15 protein-coding genes and 1 tRNA gene are annotated in these 17,916 nt (G+C 69.1%); 15 read left to right on the top strand and 1 reads right to left on the bottom strand.

The genetic code is table 11. The annotated features are described in order from the left end of the window. Positions 1 to 125: 125 nt before the first annotated feature. On the bottom strand, positions 126 to 3,545 hold the full coding sequence (locus tag ACFVDI_RS15360) for a M36 family metallopeptidase (protein ID WP_378906428.1): 3,420 nt from the start codon (positions 3,543 to 3,545) through the stop codon (positions 126 to 128). Between the two features lie 161 nt (positions 3,546 to 3,706). Between ACFVDI_RS15360 and ACFVDI_RS15355 the strand changes: the two genes are divergently transcribed. The 15 genes from ACFVDI_RS15355 to ACFVDI_RS15285 all read left to right on the top strand — a co-directional run bounded on the left by ACFVDI_RS15355 (position 3,707) and on the right by ACFVDI_RS15285 (position 17,817). Beyond that, on the top strand, positions 3,707 to 4,486 hold the full coding sequence (locus ACFVDI_RS15355; protein WP_378906426.1) for an enoyl-CoA hydratase/isomerase family protein: 780 nt from the start codon (positions 3,707 to 3,709) through the stop codon (positions 4,484 to 4,486). A gap of 5 nt (positions 4,487 to 4,491) precedes the next feature. After that, positions 4,492 to 4,827: a hypothetical protein gene (locus ACFVDI_RS15350; protein ID WP_378906424.1), complete on the top strand. Its 336-nt coding sequence runs from the start codon at positions 4,492 to 4,494 to the stop codon at positions 4,825 to 4,827. A gap of 111 nt (positions 4,828 to 4,938) precedes the next feature. Beyond that, positions 4,939 to 5,730, top strand: a complete 792-nt coding sequence (locus ACFVDI_RS15345) for an electron transfer flavoprotein subunit beta/FixA family protein (protein WP_378906422.1) — start codon at positions 4,939 to 4,941, stop codon at positions 5,728 to 5,730. A 23-nt stretch (positions 5,731 to 5,753) separates the two neighbouring features. After that, the gene (locus tag ACFVDI_RS15340) at positions 5,754 to 6,707 is read left to right on the top strand and encodes an electron transfer flavoprotein subunit alpha/FixB family protein (protein WP_378906420.1); all 954 of its coding nucleotides are present in this window, start codon (positions 5,754 to 5,756) and stop codon (positions 6,705 to 6,707) included. 130 nt (positions 6,708 to 6,837) lie between these two features. Continuing rightward, positions 6,838 to 8,124, top strand: coding sequence for a phosphatidylserine/phosphatidylglycerophosphate/cardiolipin synthase family protein (locus tag ACFVDI_RS15335; RefSeq protein ID WP_378906418.1), 1,287 nt, complete (start codon positions 6,838 to 6,840; stop codon positions 8,122 to 8,124). A gap of 17 nt (positions 8,125 to 8,141) precedes the next feature. Next, positions 8,142 to 9,047 carry a phosphotransferase family protein gene (locus ACFVDI_RS15330; protein WP_378906416.1) on the top strand — a complete coding sequence of 302 codons (906 nt, stop codon included), beginning with the start codon at positions 8,142 to 8,144 and terminating at the stop codon, positions 9,045 to 9,047. Between the two features lie 52 nt (positions 9,048 to 9,099). Then, a complete protein-coding gene (locus ACFVDI_RS15325; protein ID WP_378906414.1) occupies positions 9,100 to 9,516 on the top strand; it encodes a hypothetical protein in 417 nt (138 codons plus the stop codon). A gap of 69 nt (positions 9,517 to 9,585) precedes the next feature. Continuing rightward, complete coding sequence (locus ACFVDI_RS15320) at positions 9,586 to 10,836, top strand: glutamate-5-semialdehyde dehydrogenase (RefSeq protein WP_378906412.1); 1,251 nt, start codon at positions 9,586 to 9,588, stop codon at positions 10,834 to 10,836. A gap of 30 nt (positions 10,837 to 10,866) precedes the next feature. Next, complete coding sequence (locus ACFVDI_RS15315; protein ID WP_378906410.1) at positions 10,867 to 11,028, top strand: hypothetical protein; 162 nt, start codon at positions 10,867 to 10,869, stop codon at positions 11,026 to 11,028. Positions 11,029 to 11,039: 11 nt separating this feature from the next. Continuing rightward, the gene (gene nadD, locus ACFVDI_RS15310) at positions 11,040 to 11,720 is read left to right on the top strand and encodes a nicotinate-nucleotide adenylyltransferase (protein ID WP_378906407.1); all 681 of its coding nucleotides are present in this window, start codon (positions 11,040 to 11,042) and stop codon (positions 11,718 to 11,720) included. Next, a complete protein-coding gene (rsfS, locus tag ACFVDI_RS15305; RefSeq protein ID WP_378906405.1) occupies positions 11,717 to 12,091 on the top strand; it encodes a ribosome silencing factor in 375 nt (124 codons plus the stop codon). The genes nadD and rsfS overlap by 4 nt, the downstream gene beginning before the upstream one ends. Positions 12,092 to 12,116: 25 nt before the next feature. Beyond that, positions 12,117 to 12,740 (top strand): histidine phosphatase family protein, encoded by a 624-nt coding sequence (locus ACFVDI_RS15300; RefSeq protein WP_378906403.1) that lies wholly within the window; start codon positions 12,117 to 12,119, stop codon positions 12,738 to 12,740. A 63-nt stretch (positions 12,741 to 12,803) separates the two neighbouring features. After that, positions 12,804 to 12,876: transfer RNA gene (locus tag ACFVDI_RS15295), tRNA-Ala, on the top strand. A 324-nt stretch (positions 12,877 to 13,200) separates the two neighbouring features. Continuing rightward, positions 13,201 to 14,328 (top strand): sugar phosphate isomerase/epimerase family protein, encoded by a 1,128-nt coding sequence (locus tag ACFVDI_RS15290; protein WP_378906401.1) that lies wholly within the window; start codon positions 13,201 to 13,203, stop codon positions 14,326 to 14,328. Positions 14,329 to 14,511: 183 nt separating this feature from the next. Further along, entirely contained in the window at positions 14,512 to 17,817 is a 3,306-nt protein-coding gene (locus ACFVDI_RS15285) for a PQQ-dependent sugar dehydrogenase (RefSeq protein ID WP_378906399.1), read from the top strand. Positions 17,818 to 17,916 lie beyond the last annotated feature (99 nt).

Genomic DNA, 17,916 nt, shown 5'->3' with positions numbered 1-17,916 from the left:
GTCACCAGCGGGGCGATCACTACTCTGACATACCGGAGCCACTCACGTCACTACTTCTGCAAAAACTTGCAATGCAGAATGATGGCGTGGGCGGGTTGCAGACTTCTGCAACCCGCCCCGGTGGCCTACTGACCGAAGACCTGCAGCTCGGCGGCGTGGACGATCGTCCCGCGGTCGGAGCCGGTCTTGCAGTCGGTCGTGGTGGTGGGGTCGGCGTCCTGCTCACCGGCGTAGCCGTCGAAGCCCGTGCACTGGTTCTCCAGCGCCACCAGACGTACCGCGGCAGCGGCGGTGTCCGGGACGTCGAAGGTGCGCAGGTTCAGGTTGGGCGCGACCGGCCTCGGGCGCTTTCCGGGGAAGGCGTCGGCGGCCGAGGTGTAGAAGCGCTTCCAGACCGCACCGGAGGTGTTGCACGCGGAGACGCACGCCTCCAGCGCGAACTTCCGCAGGGCGGTGAAGCGCGACCCCGAGTCCGCGTCCGTGTCGGTGGCGGGGGAGAGGTAGGCGCTCACGTTCACCCTGGTCACCGTGTGGGTCCCGCCGGCGAGGTCGACGGCGACCGACGGCGTGGTCGCGTCCACGTTGTCCGCGGTGACGCCACCCCAGTTGGTGCCCTCGGTGCCGTCGATCAGGGCATCCGGGTTGCGCGAGCCCTCGGTCGAGGCGATCACCGTGGCGCCCTTGGCGGCAGCGGCGAGGTTGGTGCTCGATGCGAAGGAGACGGTCTTGGTGATCTCCGCGGAGGAGATCGTGACCGTCTTGCGCTGGGCTCCGCCGGTCTTGGTGACGTAGAGGAACTCGTACGTCCCCGGGACGAAGTGCGCCACCGACCCCATCGCGGTGTCGACCAGCGTGTCGGCGATGGGCGTGGCCCGAGCCTCGAAGCGGCCGACGTACACCTTCCCCGGCGTGCCGGAGGGCGCGCTGAAGGTGACCTTGACGTTGCGTGAGGCCGGCGAGGCGAAGCTCGGGGTCGGCTCGTGGTCGTCGGCGGTCGTGGTCGCGTACTGGCCCATCCCACGTCGGGCGAACGCATCCGCGATCACCTGGCGGTTGGCACCGCCGAAGCGCATCTGGTCGGCGGCGAGGAACGCGTCGCGGGCGTCCAGCATCGAGGTCGCACCCTGCTGGAGCAGGAACGAGTCGAAGACCAGCTGGATCCAACGGCGGTTGCCGGGGCACTTGTCGGCGGCGAGCGGCGAGGCCGTCGTCGTCCCGACCGAGCAGCGCCGCTGCAGGGCCTTGTCGGCGTAGGGGTAGGTCGCGTTGTACTTGTCGACCAGCGCCTGCCGCACCGACCACATCGTGCCGTTCCAGATCTCGCCGTCGGCGTGGACCTGTGGGCCGGTGCTGTCGTAGCCCACGTCGGAGTAGTTGAGCGGGTTCCTGTCGATCGCGAAGTTACGGATCGCGGTGTCGGTGTTGCCGGTGGCGTAGGAGCCGACGGCCCACGGGCTGCCGCCGTTGTAGAGGTCGAGGGCGAACATGTGCTCGGCCGCGGCCAGGTCGCTCCAGGACTCGCCCATCGCGCCGCCCTGGTCGGAGGTCAGCCCGTCGTCGGGGCCGCCGACCATCCGGTTGGAGATGGCGTGGGTGTATTCGTGGCCGACGATCCCGAAGTCCAGCGAGCCGTCGGTGCAGGGGGCGTAGAAGGCGCCGGCGGCGGGCTGGAAGAGGTACTGGTTGGTGATGCCCGGCACGCCGTCCATCAGGGTGAGCTGGTTGGCGTTGTTGCGGCCGGTCAGGATGCCGGTCTGCTCGATGACCTGCGAGTCGAGCGCCGCCGCCTGCGCGTTGCCGACCTCGGCGTCGAGGCCACGCCCGCCGCGACCGAGGTTGTCGGTCTGCAGGTTGTAGTTCTCCTCGGTGAAGCCGAGGAAGTAGGACCAGTCGTGCATCCGGTTGTGGCTGGCGAACAGGTTGCCGACGACGTAGTTGACGTCGTTGCCGCCCGGCACCAGGTTGGTGGGCGCGCACTGGGAGTTGTTCCAGGCGTCGGTGAAGGTGCCGGTGTAGTCCCGCACCGGCGAGACCGGTGCCTGTTCCAAGCCGCCCGCAGCGAGCGGGGAGAGCCAGCCCTCGTGGGTGTTGGCGTTGTTGCCGATCGTGGTCAGGCTCGGCACCCCGACGGTCGTGTTGAGCAGCGTGTCCCACGGACCGGCGTTGGCCAGGCTCTTCAGCTCGGGCCCGGTGCACTCGGCCACCTTGGTCCAGCAGGCGATCACGTCGTTGGTCGGGACCGCCTCACCGCTGGTCGAGGCGGCGTCGGGGGTGCCGGGGAAGTAGGACCAGCGCGGGTTGCTGCCCGGCAGCTCACCCGTGTCCGCGCCGGCGTCGGAGGACGCCACGGTCACCGTGTAGCTGCCGACCAGGAGCGAGTCGTCGAAAGGACAGACCTGGACCGCGTACGTCCCGGGGTCGATCTTCTCGGCGGAGTAGGTCGCGGTCTCGGGGCTGGTGAGCAGGTCGCCCTCCACGAGCAGCTTCCCGTCCGGTGCGAAGAGCTTCACCGTGAAGTCGTCCGTCGGCAGTCCGACCGCGATCGCCGCGATCGTGCGGGTCTTGTCGTCGGTGATCTCGAAGCTGTGCTTGGGGCCGCAGGCGCCCAGCGCGGTGCCGGTGAACGGGCCCTCGACGTCGTTCTCGTGGTCGACGTTGTCGTGGCGCCACAGCACCTCGCCGGTGACCGCGTCGACCAGCACCGTCTGCCCCAGCAGGGTGGCGGCCGCGGAGTCGACGACGGTGGCCTGGAAGACCGGGCGTACGCCCTCGCCGGGGACCGGGAAGGCCCGCAGCCGCACCAGCTGGTCGGTCGCCAGGCCGGGCACGGTCAGCTTCGTCCAGTCGGTCAGCTTCGCGGCGGCGTCGGTGACGATCTCGCCGACCTTGGAGTCGGCGACGGGTCGTCCGGCCGAGGCGGCCGCCTTCAGCCACGCCTCCGTCGGGCTGAGCTCGGCCTTCGCCGGCGTGCCGGTCACCTTCGAGAGCGAGGAGGAGACATAGGTGATGTCGCCGTCGGCCACCCCCACGGTGACCAGACCCTCGGTGGCGGCGGACAGACCGTCGTAGGTCTGCCTGAAGAGGACCGCATGGCCGCCGCCCCCGGCCAGCTTCTGGTCGCTGACCAGCTCGAGGTCGCCCAGCTGGGACGCGGTGAGTCCGAAGACCGCCGCGTTGTCGGCGAGGAAACCCCGGGCAGCGGTGACCGGGTCCGAGGAACCGGCCGCGGCCAGCACGCCGTCGGCCGTGATCAGCGAGGTCGGCGTCCCATGGGCGTTCCAGCGGATGTCGACGGCGTCCAGGGCCTGGGCCGCGGACTCCTGGGTCGAGGTGGGCAGTACGCGGTCGCGTACGTCCAGGCCGGCATCGGCCTCGTGACCGAGCAGCCCGCCGGAGCGGGCCGCGTCAGCCATGGTGTTGGCAGTGTCATCAGTAGTGGAGAGCGCGGCACCCGAGACCGGCGTCACCAGCACGAATGCGCCGAGGGCGATGCTCAGGGCTGCACCGAGGCTCGCCCTGGCGCGACTGGAACGAATATCGGTCATGTTATTGAAACGGCCCTTTACCGGCGTTGGTTACGCGATTACCTGCGAGGGTTACGCGATACACGCAACGCCTGTACCGCGAACCGGCACACGAGAGGTCGAAAGCACCCGATAGTGTTCCGGACACATGTAACCGCCTTCACAGACAGGGGAGCGCCACGATGGGTGACTTCGTCAACCTCACCGTCGAGGACGGCATCGGCACGATCCGGCTCGACCGGCCGAAGATGAACGCGATCAGCTTCCAGGTGCAGGCCGAGCTGCTCGCGGTCGCGACCGAGGCGGCAGCCGACGATGACGTACGCGCGGTGGTCGTCTACGGAGGCGAGAGGCTCTTCGCCGCCGGGAACGACGTCAAGGAGATGGCCGGCCTCTCCTACTCCGAGATGGCCAAGCGGGTCGCGGGCGTTCAGGCCGCGGTGACGGCTGTCGCGGAGATTCCCAAGCCGGTCGTCGCCGCGGTGACCGGCTACGCGCTGGGCGGTGGCTGCGAGCTGGCGCTCGCCGCCGACTTCCGGATCGCCGCCGACGACGCCACCTTCGGTCAGCCGGAGGTGCTGCTCGGCATCATCCCCGGCGCCGGCGGCACGCAGCGGCTGGCGCGACTGGTCGGGCCGTCCAAGGCCAAGGACCTGATCTTCTCGGGCCGCTTCGTCAAGGCCGACGAGGCGCTTGCAATCGGCTTGGCCGACCGGTTGGTGCCGGCGGCCTCGGTCTATGAGGAGGCGCTCGCGTGGGCGAGTCAGTACGCGGAGGCGGCTCCGTACGCCCTGGCGGCGGCGAAGACGGCGATCGACAAGGGGCTCGGGGTGGACCTCGCCACCGGGCTGGCCATCGAGCAGCAGCAGTTCGCCGGCGTGTTCGCGACGCAGGATTCCCAGACCGGGATGGCATCGTTCCTGGAGAACGGCCCCGGCAAAGCAAACTTCGAAGGGAAGTGAATCTCGTGTCCGACACCAAGACGTCCGGCGGTCCAGGTGTGGTCCACACCGTCCGGTCCTACGCGTCCAGGGTGGTCTGGGTGATCGCGCTGATCGCCGCGCTGGCGCTGGCGATCGGGGCTCTGCTGATCGCGCTCAAGGCCAACCAGGACAACTCCCTGGTCGACTTCGTGCTCAACGCCGCCGACACCGCCGATCTCGGCCTCTTCTCGCGGGAGAACGGCATCAAGCAGTTCGGCGGAGAGGATGCGGAGATCAAGAACGCGCTCTTCAACTGGGGTATCGGCGCGCTGGCCTGGCTGATCGTCGGCCGGATCGTGGCTGGTTTCATCAGACCCTGAGGCCATGTGACATTCTCAACGCGTAGGCACCTGTCATCCCTATGTGACTGACGGGTAACATCGCTGGCGAACTACGACCATTCCAGGAGGGGCCGGCAAGGCCGCACCATCATGAACATTGTTGTGCTTGTGAAGTACGTGCCGGACGCGACGGCGGACCGGCAGTTCGAGGACGACTTCACCGTCGACCGCGTGAACGTCGACGGTCTGCTCTCCGAGCTCGATGAGTACGCGGTTGAGCAGTCGTTGCAGATCAAGGAGAAGCGCGAGGGTGAGGAGATCACCGTCACCGCGCTGACCGTTGGTCCCGAGGCTGCCGAGGCTGCCGTGCGCAAGGCGCTGCAGATGGGCGCCGACAAGGGCGTCCACGTCGTCGACGACGCGATCGCCGGCTCCGACTCCATCGCCACCTCGCTGGTGCTCGCCAAGGCGATCGAGAAGCTCGGTCCGGTCGACCTCGTGGTCGGCGGTCTGGCCTCGACCGACGCCGGCATGAGTGTCGTCCCGGCGATGCTGGCCGAGCGTCTCGGCCTGCCGCAGGTCACGCTGGCCTCGGTCGTGGAGACCCAGGGCGACCAGGTCCGCATCAAGCGTGACGGCGACGTGGCCACCGAGGTCATCGGCGGCACGCTGCCGCTGGTCCTCTCGGTCACCGACCAGTCGGGCGAGGCCCGCTACCCGTCCTTCAAGGGCATCATGGCGGCCAAGAAGAAGCCGCTGGACACCTGGTCGCTGGCCGACCTCGGTGTCGACGCCTCCCAGGTGGGTCTCGGTGCTGCGTACACCGCGGTCGAGGAGACGGCGGCCCGTCCGCCGCGCACCGCCGGTGAGATCGTCACCGACGAGGACGGCTCGGGCGCCAAGGCGCTGGCCGACTTCCTCGCGTCCAAGAAGTTCATCTGAGGCCGAGAAGGGATATCTGAATCATGGCTGAAGTTCTCGTTCTCATCGACCACGTGGGTGGTCAGGTCAAGAAGCCGACCTACGAGCTGCTCACCCTGGCCGCCAAGCTCGGCGAGCCGTCCGCGGTCTACATCGGTGGCGCCGACGGTGCTGCTGGTGCCGCCGAGGCCGTCAAGGGCTACGGCGCCGAGAAGGTCTACGTGATCGACGACGCCCAGATCAAGGGCTACCTGGTCGCTCCGCGCGCCGAGGCGCTCGCGCAGCTCGCTGCGTCCGCCTCTCCGGCCGCGATCCTGCTGCCCTCCTCCGCGGACAACAAGGAGGTCGCCGCCCGCCTGGCGATCAAGCTCGACTCCGGTCTGATCACCGACGCCGTCGACCTCGACGAGTCCGGTGTGGCGACCCAGTCCGTCTTCGCGGGCAACTTCACGATCAAGGGCAAGGTCACCAAGGGCACCCCGATCATCACGGTCAAGCCCAACTCGGCCGCCCCGGTCGAGAAGGCCGGCGCCGCTGCGGTCACGCCGTTCGAGGTGACCATCTCCGACGCCGCCAAGACCGCCCAGATCGTGGCCTCCCAGCCGCGTAAGGCGTCGGGTCGCCCCGAGCTCACCGAGGCCGCGATCGTGGTCTCCGGTGGTCGTGGCACCGGCGGCGACTTCTCCGCCGTCGAGGGTCTCGCCGACGCGCTCGGTGCCGCCGTCGGTGCCTCGCGTGCCGCGGTCGACTCGGGCTGGATGCCGCACACCTTCCAGGTCGGCCAGACCGGTAAGACCGTCTCCCCGCAGCTCTACGTGGCCAACGGGATCTCCGGTGCGATCCAGCACCGTGCCGGTATGCAGACCTCGAAGACCATCGTCGCGGTCAACAAGGACGAGGAGGCGCCGATCTTCGAGCTCGTCGACTTCGGCGTGGTGGGCGACCTGCACACCGTTCTCCCGGCCGTCACCGAGGCCGTCAAGGCCGCAAAGGGCTGAGCCTGGCACTGGGACATACGTCACAAAACCCGCCTCCGAGCAGAGCTCGGAGGCGGGTTTCTTTCGGTTTGGCATCTTGTTCTGGGAATTGTCGTTGCGGCACATACGTCGCTGGGTATAGTCCGGCCGCATGTGGGGGAATGTGCTCAGGTCGAGAACGACCCGGAAGATCTCGATCGCTTCGGCTGTGGCCGGCTGTGTGGCGGCTCTGGTGATGGCGACGATGTCCGTGGTCGCGACCTCGGCAACCGCGGCGACCTGGGCGCCGCCGGCAGGGCCGTTCTTCAACAACCCGACCGGTGACTTCGCCCAGCGCAACGCCGTGGTGAGCCGGATCAACAACAGCGTCCGCTACGCGCGCGCGGGCTCCTACATCCGGTTCGTCACCTACAACCTGGACCGCGCCGACACCGTCGACCAGCTCATCGCCGCCCACAAGCGTGGGGTGCACGTGCAGATCCTGGTCAACCGCAAGATGTGGAGCAGCGGGGAGCGGAAGCTGGCCAACCGTCTCGGCACCAGGCGCTCCCGGCCGAGTTTCATCTACGGCTGCGCCGGCGCCTGTCGCGGCTACGACACGGGCAACCTGCACATCAAGATCCACTCCTTCACCCACGTCGGCGACAAGCGCAACATCATCATCAACAGCTCCGGCAACCTCGGCGGCGGTGCGGCCGGTTCGCAGTGGAACGACGCCCAGACGATCTACGCCAACGACAGCCTGTGGCAGACCTGGCTGCGGATGTTCAACGAGCTGAAGGCCGACCGGAAGGCCACCCCGCGCTACGTCTCCTGGTCCGGGGGCGGCACCTCCGTCGGCTTCCAGCGTCAGCACACGGGCACGACCAGCGACGAGATCTACGCCCGCGGCACCGGCGACCGGGTGATCGACCGGTTGCGGCTGATCGGCTGCAGCGCACCGAGCGGATACGGCACCAAGGGCAGGACGATCCTTCGGATCCACATGTACGCGTGGTACGGCCGCCGCGGCGAGCGCATCGCCGACGAGGTCGTCCGGCTGAAGAAGCGCGGCTGCGTGGTCCGGGTGATCGGCTCGGTCACCAACAACGCGGTCTACCGCAAGCTGAGGGCGGTCGGCATCCCGGCGCGCGACGCCGCCTGGGACTGGGGCCAGAAGACGTCGACCAGCGGCGACGAGATCGTCTACGGCTCGCGCTGCTACTCCCACTACAAGTGGATGAGCGTCAACGGCCGGTTCAACGACCGGGGCACCCTCAGCGTCTGGACGGGTTCGGAGAACTGGTCGCCGCCGTCGTTCAGCAACGACGAGGTCACCTTCCGGTTCACCTCGAAGACCTATTACCAGGCCTACACCGCTCGGTTCAACAAGATGTGGGACAGCTCGAGGGCGACCCACCGGATCTACTGGCAGCCGACGATCCGTCCCTGCGCCTGACCGGTTAGCCTCCCGGGGTGAGCTTCGGTGACCTCGGTGGCGGCCTCCAGCCGCTCGACGGCGGCTGGTCGGGCGAGACGTTCCTGGCGGAGGCCGGCGGGGAGAGGTCGGTCGTGCGGGTCTTCGCCGACCCGCGCCACCACCCGCAGGCCGCGGAGATCCACGAGGCTCTGCACCGGCTGGTGCGGGGCCTCGTCCCGGTCCCCGGCGTCCTGGAGGTGCGCCACGCCGACCCGGCGATGGGCACGCCCGCGCTCCTGGTGACCGAGTTCGTCGAGGGCGTACGCGGCGACCTGCTGCTCCCCGACCTGGACGAGGCGGACCGTGGCCGACTCGGGCGTGCCCTCGGGGAGATCGCGGCCACCCTGGCGGGGATGCCGTTCCTCGCCGCGGGGACCTTCGCCGACAAGGAGCTGCGGATCGAGGCGTTCGCCCTGGACCTGCCCGAGTGGGTCGAGTCCCTCGCGGAGCATCTGGCGTGGTCACCTGCCGACCTGGAAGGTCTGCGCGACGTGGCCGCCGACGCCCAGGACCTGCTCGACACGGTCGGCAGGGTGAGCCTGGTGCACAGCGACCTCAACCCGAAGAACGTCATCGTCGACCCGGAGACGCTGCGGGTTCGTGCGGTGCTCGACTGGGAGTTCGCCCACGCCGGCTCACCGTTCGCCGACCTCGGCAACCTGCTGCGGTTCGAGCGGGACGAGGCGTACGTCTCGGGGGTGCTGGCGGGCTACGTCGCGGCGCGCGGTGGCAGCACCACGGATGCCCTCGATCTGGCGCGCTCCGCGGACCTGGTCGCGCTGGTCGAGCTGGGGGCGCGGCGTACGGACAATCCGGTGGCCGCCCGGGCGCACGACCTCCTGCTCGAGATCGCCCGGACCGGGGATGTCCACTCCGCCCCGGAGGCTTCCGTTCGCCGCTAGGATTCGGAGCGCGCCGGACGGCGCCGTCGCAGCGTGGGGGATGGTTGTGGGAGTGAGCGATCTCGACGGGGCCGGGGGCCCTGCCGGAGCTTGGTGGCGTGGGTGGACGCCGTGGATAACGGCGTTGGTGCTCTCGGCGCTCTTCGCCGGTGCGACCTCCGGGATCACGTTCGTGCGGAGGTCCTACGAGCCTCCGGTGGACTATCCGGCGATGAACGAGTCCGAGCTGGAGGAGAGCGCCGTGCGCTCGTCTCCAGCGGAGCCGACTCGTAAGAAGGACCGGCTCGGGTCCTCGCCGTCGACGGGGCCGACGGGGGAGCCGACACCGACGAACGCGCCCCGGAAGGTCAGGCCGTCGGCCTCCGGCTCGGGGAGCACTGAGCCGATGGCTTCTGAGGAGCCGTCCGAGAGCCCTGACGGGCCGTTCGCGGGCCTGGGGGAGCTGCTCGGCCTCGGTGGCGCGGACTGACCCTCACCGAGCGGGTCCGCACGGCGAAAGGGTGGTGGCTGCGTACGCCTGACGGCATAGGCTTCGGGTATGAGTGCTGAGGCAGTGATTCGTGAGGTGGCGGCGAAGGCACGAGAGGCGAGCTACGAGCTCGCGGTCGCGCCGCGCAGCGTGAAGGACGCTGCGCTGCACGCGATGGCCGACGCGCTCCTCGCCCGGGCCGAGGAGGTGCTGGAGGCCAATGCGACCGACGTCGCCCGCGCCGAGGCCGCGGGCAGCCCCGCCAACATCATCGACCGTCTCTCCCTGACCCCGGAGCGGCTCGAGGGCATCGCCGCCGCGCTCCGCGAGCTGGCCGCCCTCCCGGACCCCGTCGGAGACGTCGTACGCGGCAGCACCCTGGCCAACGGCCTCGAGCTGCGCCAGGTGCGGGTGCCCTTCGGTGTCGTCGGGATGATCTACGAGGCCCGCCCCAACGTGACCGTGGACGCCGCCGGTATCTGCCTGAAGTCCGGCAACGCAGCACTGCTGCGCGGCTCGTCCAACATCGCGGCCAGCAACGACGCGATCGCCGCTGTGCTCCGCGACGCCGTCGCCTCCGTCGGCCTCCCTGCCGACGTGATCCAGGTCGTGCCGGGGGAGGGCCACGACCCGGTCAAGGCGCTCATGCGCGCCCGCGGCCTGGTCGACGTGCTCATCCCGCGCGGTGGTGCCGGCCTGATCCGGACGGTCGTCGAGGAGTCGACGGTGCCGGTCATCGAGACGGGGGTGGGCAACGTACACGTCTATGTGGACAAGGCCGCCGACCTCGACAAGGCACTCTCGATCGTCATCAACTCCAAGACGCAGCGCACCAGCGTGTGCAACTCCGCCGAGTCGCTGCTCGTGCACGCCGACATCGCCGAGGAGTTCCTGCCCAAGGTGGTCCCGGCGCTGCAGGAGCATGGCGTGCAGATCCACGGCGACGACGCCTTCCAGTCCTACGACCTGGTCGAGCCGGTGACGGATGAGGACTACGCGGCCGAGTTCCTGGCGCTGAAGATCAGCGCCGCCGTGGTCCCCGACCTCGACGCCGCCGTCGCTCACATCCGGCGCTGGTCGAGCGGTCACACCGAGGCGATCGTGACCGAGGACCTGGGCGCGGCCCGGCGGTTCACCGCCGCCGTCGACTCCGCGGCGGTCATGGTCAACGCCTCGACGCGGTTCACCGACGGCGGCGAGTTCGGCTTCGGCGCGGAGATCGGCATCTCGACGCAGAAGCTGCACGCCAGGGGCCCGATGGGTCTGCCCGAGATGACCTCGACCAAGTATGTGGTCACGGGGGACGGGCACGTGCGCTGACCTGGCAACGGGCAAGGTAATCTGTCGCCCATGTCGAACTCTGTTGTGTCGAGCATCATCACCTCCGCTGAGCACGGGGCCGAGCACGGCACCTCCGGCGTCGAGTGGGTCATCGGGGGCGTCGCCTTGGCGATCCTCGTCTTCGCGCTCCTGACCCTGGTCTGGTTCGCCGGCGGCCGTGAGCACTCCTGAGCGCTGATCAGATGGGCAGCGGGGGAGCGCCCGAGCCGGGTCTGGAGGGCCTGACCGGCAAGCGCCGCGTCGGGGTGATGGGTGGCACCTTCGATCCCATCCACCACGGCCACCTGGTGGCGGCCTCCGAGGTGCAGTCCTTCTTCGACCTCGACGAGGTCGTCTTCGTGCCCACCGGTGACCCGTGGCAGAAGGCCGACCGGGACGTCTCGCCGGCCGAGCACCGCTACCTGATGACGGTCATCGCGACCGCCGCCAACCCACGCTTCACCGTCAGCCGGGTCGACATCGACCGGGCGGGCAGGACCTACACGATCGACACCTTGCGCGATCTGGCCAAGGCTCTGCCCGACTCCGAGCTCTACTTCATCACCGGGGCCGATGCGCTCGCCGAGATCTTCACCTGGCGCGACACCGACGAGCTCTTCGAGCTCGCCCAGTTCGTGGGGTGCACCCGTCCGGGGTACGCCATGGATCCCGAGGTGATCGCCAAGATCCCCTCCCACCGCATCACCATGCTCGAGATCCCGGCCCTGGCGATCTCCTCCTCCGACTGCCGCGAGCGGCGCCATCGTGGCGAGCCGGTCTGGTATCTCGTCCCCGACGGTGTGGTGCAGTACATCGGCAAGCACGACCTCTACCGGTCCAAGACTCCGCACGACAAGACTCCCCAGAACGAAGAAGGCCTATGACTGCCACCGAGCACGCCATCGAGCTCACCATCACCGCCGCCCGTGCGGCCTCGGAGAAGAAGGCCGCGCACATCATCGCCTTCGACGTCAGCGACCAGCTGGCCATCACCGACGCCTTCGTGCTGGCCTCCGCGCCCAACGAGCGTCAGGTGCAGTCGATCGTCGACGAGGTCGAGCTGAAGCTGCGCGACCTCGGCTCCAAGCCGCTGCGCCGCGAGGGTCACAAGGAGGGCCGCTGGGTGCTTCTCGACTACGGCGAGATCGTCGTGCACGTCCAGCACGAGGAGGAGCGCCAGTTCTACGCCCTCGAGCGGCTCTGGCGCGACTGCCCCTCGATCCCGCTGCCCGCCGACGTCGTCTCCGAGGGCTGAGGTTTCGGTGGTCGAGCCTGTCGAGATGACCACTCGTCGCATCGTCCTGCTCCGCCACGGCGTCACCGGCTGGAACGCCGAGGGCCGCTACCAGGGCCAGACCGACATCGAGCTGGCCGAGACCGGCCACCAGCAGGCCAAGGCCGCGGCTCGTGCGCTCGGGACGACCTTCTCCGTCACCCGCCTCGTCTCCTCGGACCTGATGCGGGCGCGGCAGACCGCTGCGTACGTCGCGGAGGAGACCGGCCGGGAGGCTGCGTACGACCCTCGTCTGCGGGAGGTCTGCGCGGGCGAGGCCGAGGGGATGGACCGCGCTCAGATCCTCGAGCGGTTCGGTGAGATGCCAGCGAGCTGGGAGCCCTACGGCGGGGAGTCCTGGCCCACGGTCGCTGCGCGCTTCAGCGCTGCGCTGCACGACGTCGCCGAGACCGTCGTGCTCGGCGAGACCGTCGTGGTCGTCGCGCACGGCGGTGCCATCCGCCAGGGTCTGGCCGCCTTCCTCGGCTGGGACCCGGCCGTGGTCACCACTCTCGCCCCGCTGACGAACTGCTCCTGGATCGAGCTCGTGGCCCGGGAGTCCGCGCCCGGACTCATCCCCTCGGCGCCCTGGCGGCTCGCGACCTACGGAACGGGGGCCCCGATTTCGTGATCGGGAGCGGCTTCCGCTACTGTTCTTCTCGTTGCCCGGGGTGATCAACCGGGACAACGCCACGGGGGTGTGGCGCAGCTGGTAGCGCATCTGCATGGCATGCAGAGGGTCAGGGGTTCGAGTCCCCTCACCTCCACCGAAACACCAGGCCAGAGGCCGTGTTCGATTCCAAGAAGATGGAACCGGGCACGGCCTCTGGTCATTTGTCGGTCATCAGTTCGGGAGCGTGCGCGGCCCCACTCCGCGGCAGTGTCCAGGCGCCTTCGCGATCTGCATCAACGGCTCCGACAGGGAAGCTCGAGCGCCGATTCCCAGACTTTCGAAAGATACTTTCGAACTTTCGCGAGTTCTGTATGGACTATTGACGAGTGCTTGGCTGAAACCGTAGGTTGACGAGCGCACAACGTGACACAGGTCACAGTTGCGGCTCACTTGGCTTCACCCTCCCGAAGGAGCATTGATGCGCAACCGTCCCACCCCTGCCGCGAACCACGAGGTTCCGGCTATCGCACGCAAGCTCGGGCTCAACCGTCGTCAGCTGCTGGCGGCCACGACAGGCATGGCCGCGGCGGGAATCGCCCTCGGCGGTGTCCCTCTCGCGGGCCCCGCCGCTGCCGACAACGCACTGCTGATCCCGCGGCCGCGGCGCGGGATCATCCTCTACACGGTGCGCGACGCGATCAGTCGCGACCCGGCCACCAGCCCGTACGCCTCGGGATTCAAGGCGGTCTTCGAGGAGCTGTCGAAGATCGGCTACCGGCAGATCGAGTTCGCCGGCTACAACCAGAGTGCCAATGCGCCCGGCGGCAACGTCAACAACGTCGAGGGCGCGCACCTGCTGCGGATGTGGCTCGATGACAACGGCCTCGAGGCCGAGGGGAACCACGGGTCGGTCCCTTCCACGATCACCGATGCGTCTCTGGCCGCCTTCGACGCGGCGTGCGAGGTCGCGAACATCTTGGGGATGAGGCACATCGGGACCGGAAGCGACCCCACCGGCTCGGCCTATCTGGCCGACTGGCAGGCCGCCGCCGATCGCTGGAACATCCTCGGCGAGCGCGCGGCCGGACACGGGCTCAAGCTCTACACGCACAACCACGACATCGCCTACAGCTTCCTTCTGGACAGCGGGCCCAACGACGCGCTGGGCCGCCCGACCCGGTCGTCCGGGGTGCGTCGCCTGGAGTGGTTCCTGGCGAACACCGACCCGGGCTACGTGTCGCTGGAGATGGACATCTACTGGGCGCACGTGGCGCAGCACAAGCACCACACCTACACCGCCCCCGACGGCAGTCTCGTCGAGGACCGCTTCGACCCGCTCGAGGTCGTCAAGTCCGCTCCGATGCGCTTCCCGCTCTTCCATGCCAAGGACGGCAAGAAGGACGCGACGCAGGCCAACGGCTATGTGATGGCGCCGTTCGGGGAGGGCGACATCGACTACCAGGCCTTCTTCGGCGACATGCCGGCACGGGGCTACCACAACCCGATGTGGGAGCAGGACACCGCGCCGGGCGGTGCGTTGAACCCCGGCCAGTCCCTGGCCCTGGCCAAGCTGAGCTACCAGAACATGGACGAGCTCCGCGGCTGACCGGCCGCTCCTTTCCCTTCGCGAACAGCCGGAGCGCGCGCCCTGATCGGGTCGCGCTCCGGCCACCGGCGTGCTCGGACGCCCTCTTCGGCTTCACCCGCCCTCGTTCTCCAAGGAACCGTCATGCCCAAACACAGCTCAGTCGGTGGGGTACCCCGACGTGCTCGGCGATCACTCCTCGCGGTGACCTCCGGGCTCGCGCTCGCTCTCACCTCCGGAATCGCACTCGCGACGCCTGCCGCCGCCCACGACGGTGTCGACCACGGCACCGAGCCCGGGGCCGGCCTCGCCCTGGACTGGTCCAACTACGAGAAGGTCACGCTCACCAAGGACACCGGTGAGCCGATCGACATGGCCGTCCTGCCGGACCGGCGCGTGCTCACCACGGCCCGCAACGGCGACGTCCGGCTCGTCGACCCCGACGCCGGTACGACCCGCGTGGTCAACACGATCGCGACGTACAACAACTCCGAGGACGGTCTGCAGACGATCACCCTCGCGCCCGACTTCGAGGAGTCGGGCTGGGTCTACCTCTACTACGCGCCCCGCACCATGACCGGCCCGTACCCGACGACCACGCCGTCCGGCTCGGCGCCCAACACGCTGCCCGCCGGTCAGACCGAGGCCTACTGGGACCAGTGGAAGGGCTACAACCAGCTCACCCGCGTGAAGTGGGACGAGGCGGCCGACAAGCTGGATCTCGCGACCGAGCAGGTGATCCTCAAGGTCGAGGTGCAGCGCGGTCAGTGCTGCCACGTCGCCGGCGACGTCGACTTCGACGACCAGGGCAACCTCTACCTGTCCACGGGTGACAACACCCCGGCGGGAACCCCTGGTGCGAACGGGTATGCGCCCAACAACGACGCGCCCGGGTTCAACCCCGGCTTCGACTCCCGCCGCGGCGCGGGCAACACGAACGACCTGCGTGGCAAGATCCTGCGGGTCGCGGTCCAGGAGGACGGCTCGTACACCATCCCGGAGGGGAACCTCTTCGCCCCGGGCACGGAGGGGACGCGACCGGAGATCTTCGCGATGGGTCTGCGCAACCCGTTCCGGATGGATGTCGACCCCGCCACGAACTCGGTGACCTGGGGCGACTACGGCCCCGACGCCGGGGCGCCGAACCCCGATCGTGGCCCGTTGGGGTACGTCGAGTGGCAGACGACCGCGATCGACGAGCCGATCAACGGCGGCTGGCCGTACTGCACCGGCGACCAGTTCAACTACAACGAGTGGAACTTCGAGACGGCGACCCCGCGGGAGTTCTTCGACTGCGCCGCCGGTGCGGAGAACAACTCGCGGTGGAACACGGGGCTCTCGACCGTTCCGCCGGCCACGGCCGCGACCCTCTACTACGGTGACAACAACACCCACCAGCCGTGGCCCGAGCTGACCGACTTCAGCCCGGCGGGCGGCCAAGGACCCATGGGTGGTCCGGTGTACCACTACGACGAGGACAACCCCTCGCCGACGAAGTTCCCCGAGTACTGGGACGGCAAGGCGTTCTTCGCCGAGTTCTCCCAGGACTACCTGGCGGCATTCACCGTCGACTGGCCCAGCGGCCCGGTCTCGCACATCGAGCAGTTCCTTCCGAACGTCGATCTCGAGACGAACCGGCAGCCGATCACGGACAGCCCGATCGACATCGAGTTCGGACCGGACGGGTCGCTCTACGTCCTCGACTACGGTGACGGCTTCTTCCGCGCCAACCCGGATGCCGGCCTCTACCGGATCGACTACAGCGTCGGCAACAAGGCGCCGCGCGCCGACATCGTCGCCGACCCGATCTCCAGCAGCTCGGCGCCGCTGACCGTCGAGTTCGACGGTTCGGGCTCGATCGACCCCGAGGGCGGCGCGCTCACCTACGACTGGGACCTGGACGGCGACGGCACCTTCGACGCCACCGGGGCGACCACGTCGCACACCTACGACGAGCTCGGCCGCTACACCGCCCGGCTCCGGGTCACCGACGCCGAGGGGCGCCGCGGCATCACCTCGACCTCGATCAGCGTGGGCAACGTCGCGCCGACGATCGACGTGGCCACCCCGGCCGAGGGAGGCTTCTTCGACTGGGGTCAGGCGGTGCCGTTCCAGGTGACGACCGACGACGCCGAGGACGGCAACGCGACCGTGTGCTCACGGGTGACCTGGACGTTCGGCCTCGGGCACGACGTCCACGCCCACCCGCTCAGCCAGGGGACCGGATGCCGATTCGCGATCCCGACGCCCGCCGATGCCACCGAGCACGGCGAGACCGAGAACATCTACGGAGTCGTCGTCATCGGTTACACCGACAACGGAGCCAACGGTGTGCCTGCGGCCCGGTCCGAGGTGTCGTTGATCCTCAACCCGAAGTCGCAGGAGGCCGAGTGGGCCGACGCCTCCGAGGGAATCGCCATCGCTCCGGACGAGACGGCGAGCGGCCTGCGGAAGGTCACCTCGCTCGACGCCGGTGACTGGCTCTCCTGGAAGCCTGTGAACCTCTCCGGCATCACCTCGGCGAAGCTGAGGGCCAGCGGCAAGGGCAGTGTGGAGCTGCGCTGGGGATCGGCCGACGCGACGCCGTTCGCCTCGTTCGACGTCGACAGCGAGGGCTGGTCCGAGACGACGGCCGACCTGATGGGAGCGTCGCCGGGCAGCGGTGAGCTGTTCGTGACCTCCGCCGGTGGCGTGACCCTGGACCGGATCAGGTTCGTCGGGGACGGCTTCGCCGACGTCACCCCTCCCACGGTCTCCGCGACGCTCGACCCGGCGCAGCCGACCGGGCAGAACGGCTGGTGGACGGGGAACGTGTCGGTGGCGGTCGCCGCGACCGACAACGGCACCGTCGCCTCCCGGCAGCGCTCGACCAACGGTGGCCAGACCTGGGAGAACGCGAACAACCCGCTCACGGTCTCCGCGGAGGGCGTGACGACCGTTCACTACCGGGCGACCGACAACGGCGGCAACGTCTCAGAGGTCGGAAAGGTCGTGGTGCGGATCGACAAGACCGCTCCGCAGGTCGCGGTCGACGGTGTCTCCGACGGCGCCGACGTCGGCAACGCCGGGGATGCATCCTGGTCGGCCACCGACGCCACCTCCGGTGTCGGGTCCGTGACCGCGACCCTGGACGGTGCCGCGGTCGCCGGCGACGGCCTTGCCCTGTGGCGGCTCTCGCTCGGATCGCACACCCTCGCGGTCACCGCGACCGACAGGGCGGGACGCGTGACGACGAGAACGGTGACGTTCACGACCACCACCTCGCTGACCGAGCTCACCGCCCTGACCGAGCGGCTCGCCCGCTCCGGCGAGATCACCCCCGCCGGGGAGAGCGTCCTCGAGAAGCGGCTCAGCCAGGCCGCCAAGCACGTCGATGCCGGACGGTACGCCTCCGCGCGATCGCTGCTGCGGGAGTACGCCGACCTGGCGGCCAGCTCGCTCTACGTCGGCGACGCCGACGCACGTGCCGCGCTGCAGCGCGACGCCCGGGCGGTGATCGGGCAACTCTGAGGGATCACCTCCGTGCGGGTCCAAGGCATGCCTCCTGGGCCCGCACGGGCCGTTGCCGGCACCTTTCGATCTCGTGTCTCCGATGTCCGAAGAACCGAG

Origin of the sequence: Nocardioides sp. NPDC057767, assembly GCF_042798275.1 — a bacterium.
In the GTDB taxonomy this organism is placed as follows: domain Bacteria; phylum Actinomycetota; class Actinomycetes; order Propionibacteriales; family Nocardioidaceae; genus Nocardioides.
Note: the sequence above shows the minus strand (reverse complement) of the source record. Positions and strands in the feature narration are given on the sequence as shown.